This is a genomic window from Methylobacterium sp. 22177 (assembly GCF_052045615.1).
In the GTDB taxonomy this organism is placed as follows: Bacteria; Pseudomonadota; Alphaproteobacteria; order Rhizobiales; family Beijerinckiaceae; genus Methylobacterium; species Methylobacterium radiotolerans.
Genome location: NZ_JBQEPK010000103.1, coordinates 1 through 4,044, shown reverse-complemented (window position 1 = coordinate 4,044; position 4,044 = coordinate 1). Strand labels below are relative to the sequence as shown.

Annotated in this window: 5 protein-coding genes; 4 read left to right on the top strand and 1 reads right to left on the bottom strand. The window is 68.6% G+C overall.

Features of this window, described 5'->3' with window-relative positions:
- From ACTJK8_RS32150 to ACTJK8_RS32135, 4 genes are all read left to right on the top strand, one after another.
- On the top strand, positions 1-882 hold an 882-nt coding region (locus ACTJK8_RS32150), incomplete at its 5' end, for a FecCD family ABC transporter permease (RefSeq protein ID WP_440763192.1).
- Entirely contained in the window at positions 879-1,694 is an 816-nt protein-coding gene (locus ACTJK8_RS32145; protein WP_059408527.1) for an ABC transporter ATP-binding protein, read from the top strand. The genes ACTJK8_RS32150 and ACTJK8_RS32145, both read left to right, overlap by 4 nt.
- The gene (locus ACTJK8_RS32140; protein WP_440763191.1) at positions 1,672-2,637 is read left to right on the top strand and encodes a DUF6925 family protein; all 966 of its coding nucleotides are present in this window, start codon (positions 1,672-1,674) and stop codon (positions 2,635-2,637) included. Before ACTJK8_RS32145 ends, ACTJK8_RS32140 begins: the two co-directional genes overlap by 23 nt.
- 11 nt (positions 2,638-2,648) lie before the next feature.
- Positions 2,649-3,179, top strand: coding sequence for an AAA family ATPase (locus ACTJK8_RS32135; RefSeq protein ID WP_059408525.1), 531 nt, complete (start codon positions 2,649-2,651; stop codon positions 3,177-3,179).
- A 215-nt stretch (positions 3,180-3,394) separates the two neighbouring features.
- On the opposite strand, the gene ACTJK8_RS32130 is transcribed toward ACTJK8_RS32135, so the two are convergent.
- Positions 3,395-4,027 (bottom strand): tyrosine-type recombinase/integrase, encoded by a 633-nt coding sequence (locus ACTJK8_RS32130; RefSeq protein ID WP_440763193.1) that lies wholly within the window; start codon positions 4,025-4,027, stop codon positions 3,395-3,397.
- Positions 4,028-4,044: the final 17 nt, after the last annotated feature.

The window sequence follows — 4,044 nt, the reverse complement described above, 5'->3', positions numbered from 1 at the left end:
GACCTCGTCGCCGGTCGCACGACGCTGCCGGCCCTGGTCCTGTGGGAGCTTCGCATCCCGCGCGCCCTGCTCGGAGTGCTGGTCGGCTTCAGCCTCGGCCTGACCGGCGCCGCGATGCAGGGCTACTTGCGCAACCCGCTCGCGGACCCCGGCATCCTCGGCATCTCCTCCGCGGCGGCGCTCGGTGCCGTCATCGTCTTCTACGGCGGTTTCGCCGCTTCCATGAGCCTTGCCCTGCCGCTCGGCGGCATCGCCGGTGCCGGTATTGCCGCACTCCTCCTGAACGCGCTCGCCGCCCGCGGCAGCAGCACCCTCGGGTTGATCCTCGCGGGAGTCGGCCTGTCCAGCCTGGCCGGGGCGCTGACCGCGCTGGCACTGAACCTGTCGCCGAACCCCTATGCGGCCCTGGAGATCGTGTTCTGGCTGATGGGCTCGCTCAGCGACCGCAGCCTGGACCACGTGCTCCTGTGCCTACCGCTAATGGTTGTCGGCTGGGCCCTTATGCTGTCGACCGGCTCCGCCCTCGACGCCCTGACGCTCGGTGAGGACACCGCCGCGAGCCTTGGGGTCGGCCTGGTCTCCGTGCGCCTGCGTCTCGTCACCGGTGCGGCCCTGGCCGTCGGCAGCGGGGTCGCGGTTTCCGGCGCCATCGGCTTCGTCGGCCTCGTCGTGCCGCATCTGATGCGGCCCCTCGTCGGTGCCCGCCCCGGCGCGTGCCTGCTGCCGAGCGGCCTCGCGGGGGCGGTCCTGGTCCTTGTGGCGGATATTGGCGTGCGCCTGCTCGCCACCAGGCCCGAACTCAAGCTCGGCGTGGTGACCGCTCTGGTTGGGGCGCCGTTCCTGATCGTGCTGCTCCTGCGCAGCCGCGGGAGGCAGGCATGAGCCTCGACCTGCACGACACCCAGGTGACGCTGGATGGACGAACCATCCTCTCGGACATCGGTCTCACCCTGGAGCCCGGCCGCTTCGTCGGGTTGGTTGGCCCAAACGGAGCCGGCAAGACCACACTGCTTCGTGCCATGGCGGGGCTCATTGACCCGACGCAGGGTCAGGTCACCCTCGACGGCCGTCCATTGTCCGGCTTGGCCCGCGAGGAGCGTGCCCGCCGCATCGCCGCCCTGTTCCAGGGTGCGGGGGTTGGCTGGCCGATGACGGTTCGCGAGATCGTGGCGCTCGGCCGGCTTCCGCATCGTCGTGCATTCGCATCCCTGGCCGAGGCCGACGAGATGGCGGTGGCGCGGGCGATGGCGCGTACGGACATTGCTCATCTCGCTGACCGACCCGAGCCGACTCTTTCCTCGGGCGAGCGCATGCGCGCGTTGCTCGCCCGGGCGCTTGCCGTCGAGGCGCCGTGGCTTCTCGCCGACGAACCGGTCACGGCCCTCGACCCAGCACACCAGCTCGACGCGATGGCGCTTCTGCGGGGCGTCTCCCGGGACGGCACCGGCGTCGTCGCCGTGCTGCACGACCTGACGCTCGCGGCCAGGTTCTGCGACCGCATCGTCGTACTGAACGGTGGCCACCTCGTCGCGGACGGCACCCCGGAGATGGCCCTGACCGACGTCTTACTGACCGAGGCGTTCGGGATCAGGGCTGAGCGGGGCTGGGCTTGCGACGGAACACGATACATCCTGCCTTGGGCGCGGTCCGGGGCTACGACGGAGGAACGCGATGACGTCACCATCACGGGCTGACGCGGTCACGACCTTGTTGCGCGAGGCGTTGGCCGATCCCGGCACAGCCTGGAGCCTCGGCAGCTTCGGGGCCATCGCCGAGTTCATGCGTGATCCCGACGAGGCCACGTTGCCGCTGCCGGACGGGCGCATGGGTCTGGCGACGGAGCGGGGCGCCATCGCGCTCGCTCCCAGTCACGACTTACGTCCGGTGGCCTATGAGACCGCCGTCGCGACCGGCTGGAACCACGCCGTCGCCCTTTGCCTGCCGGAGGCGAGTTGCGCGATGAACCGGCGCGGCGTGGTGACGGAACTCGGCCCTGATCGGGACGCCGCCCGCGAACGGGACCGGGATGACATCCTGTTCGACCTGGGTCTCGGCCTCCTAGCGATCGATGCCTGCGTGCGCACGAGCGACCCTGGGACCATCGCCTGTCTCCGATCCGGCGTCGGGCTTCCCCTGTTCGACCCCGCGAGCCCGATCGGTCGCCAACTCGTGGCGCTGAGCCCCCACCGGGTGTTCCTCGCCCGGATCGGCCGCATCGAGGTTTACGCCCCGATCCCTGGACCCGGCGGCACCAGCCCGGAGGGGCCTCACACGCACGTCTTGCCCAAGCTCCTGCGCGGCGGCCGCACACACGCGGCGACAACCCCGATTCCGGCGGGCTGGGTCCCCTGCGCCGGCATCCATCCGGGGCACCCCTACAAGGACATGATGGGCCAGCGCATCCCCTTCGACGTCGCCCGGCACGATGCCTTCCGGGTCCTTCTCAACCGCTGGGGAGACCCGGACTTGCTGGCAGCCAAGCGCGGCGGGGACCTCGGCCCAGACAGCCTCGTGTCGAACCGCCACGCGCAGGCTGCCCGCCGTGTCGCCGAGGTCCAGGCGCGCTACCTGCGCGGTGAGACCGTCGAGGCTGACCTCGAGCTCGACGAGGACGAGCACGCCGCCAACCATGACTGACCCAGCGCTCCATGGACGTTGAGGCCTCCCCGCGCCGGCAGAGGGTCGTCGGGCTGATCGGGTGCCCTGGCGCGGGCAAGACGACCTACGCACGCCGGTACGACCCTCTGCAGGGCTGGGTGCACCTCACCTTGGACGACCTGCGCCAGACATTCTGGCCGCCGGACCGTCAGGTTTACTGGCAGGTGCGACGGACGGGCTGGGACGAGGGAGCTCGCGGGCTCCTCCACGGCGTGAAGGTCGCTGCCCTGGATGCCGCCCTGGCGGCTGGGTTCAACGTGGTGATGGCGGACACCCACCTTACCCGGGAGGTGTTCGAGGCCGAGCTTCAGGTCATCGAGCAATACGGTCTATCGGTCGAGTGGAAGGTATTCGACCTTTCCTGGGAAATGCTCCTCGCGCGCAACGAGGCCCGCCGTGAGATCGACCCGTCGCACTGTCAGCCGGAGTATGTCCTACGGTTAGCCTACGAGGCATTCCGTGCGTCTGGCGCTTGGTGGCGTTCGCTGCCTGCGGATCAGGTCGAACTCATCGAACCTTGAAGGGTGCCTGCTGCGGCAGCCGGCGAGATCGGCTGCTCACCGGAGAGCCGTCGCGTTCAGCTGAGCGGCCGCAATAGGCTCATCACTGCTGGAGCAGCGGCGGAAAACACTTCCGCTTTCGGGGTCGTTCGACCGTTCGTGTACGACTGCGTTGGGCGCTTTGCTGCCGGGCCGGTTCCGGAGCCCCTCGACACAAAAGCCGAGGGGCCGAACGCTCAAATCTCAGTTCCCTCTGCCAAGGTCAGGGCATCCTCGACGTCGACGCCGAGGTATCTGACCGTGCTCTCGATCTTAGTATGGCCAAGTAGGATCTGGACGGCACGCAGGTTGCCAGTCCGCTTGTAAATCAACGACGCCTTCGTGCGGCGGAGGGAATGGGTGCCATAATCCTCGCTGCGCAGCCCGATGCCCGCGACCCACTCATCGACCAAGCGTGCATACTGCCTGGTGCTGATGTGCGTGACGCCGTCGAGCCTGCTGGGGAAAGCGTAGTCGTCGAGCGTACCACCCCTGGCCTCCAGCCATGCGAGGATGCTGGTTCGTGCGGGTTCGAGTAATTCGAACTGCACCGGTCGGCCGGTCTTGCGCTGGATGACGATGGCCCGGCTACGAACGCGACCGCCACTGACGAGATCGCCGATCTTTAGCTTGACGATGTCGCAGCCGCGCAGCTTGCTGTCGATGGCAAGGTCGAACATTGCTCGGTCGCGTGTGCGCAATTCGCGGTCAAGCCAGAACCGGATGGCCCAGACCTGCTGAGGCTTGAGGGCTCGTTTGGCGCCAAGCTTGCGGCCAGCATTCCAGGCCGGCCGTCCTTTGACGGCCGGATCGTGTGCAGAATGTCCCATCGTCTGTCTCCTCGCCG

Coding starts and splice junctions, on each gene's coding strand:
- ACTJK8_RS32145 (WP_059408527.1), top strand. CDS start 879: ATGAGCCTCGACCTGCACGACACCCAGGTGACGCTGGATGGACGAACC.
- ACTJK8_RS32140 (WP_440763191.1), top strand. CDS start 1,672: ATGACGTCACCATCACGGGCTGACGCGGTCACGACCTTGTTGCGCGAG.
- ACTJK8_RS32135 (WP_059408525.1), top strand. CDS start 2,649: ATGGACGTTGAGGCCTCCCCGCGCCGGCAGAGGGTCGTCGGGCTGATC.
- ACTJK8_RS32130 (WP_440763193.1), bottom strand. CDS start 4,027: ATGGGACATTCTGCACACGATCCGGCCGTCAAAGGACGGCCGGCCTGG.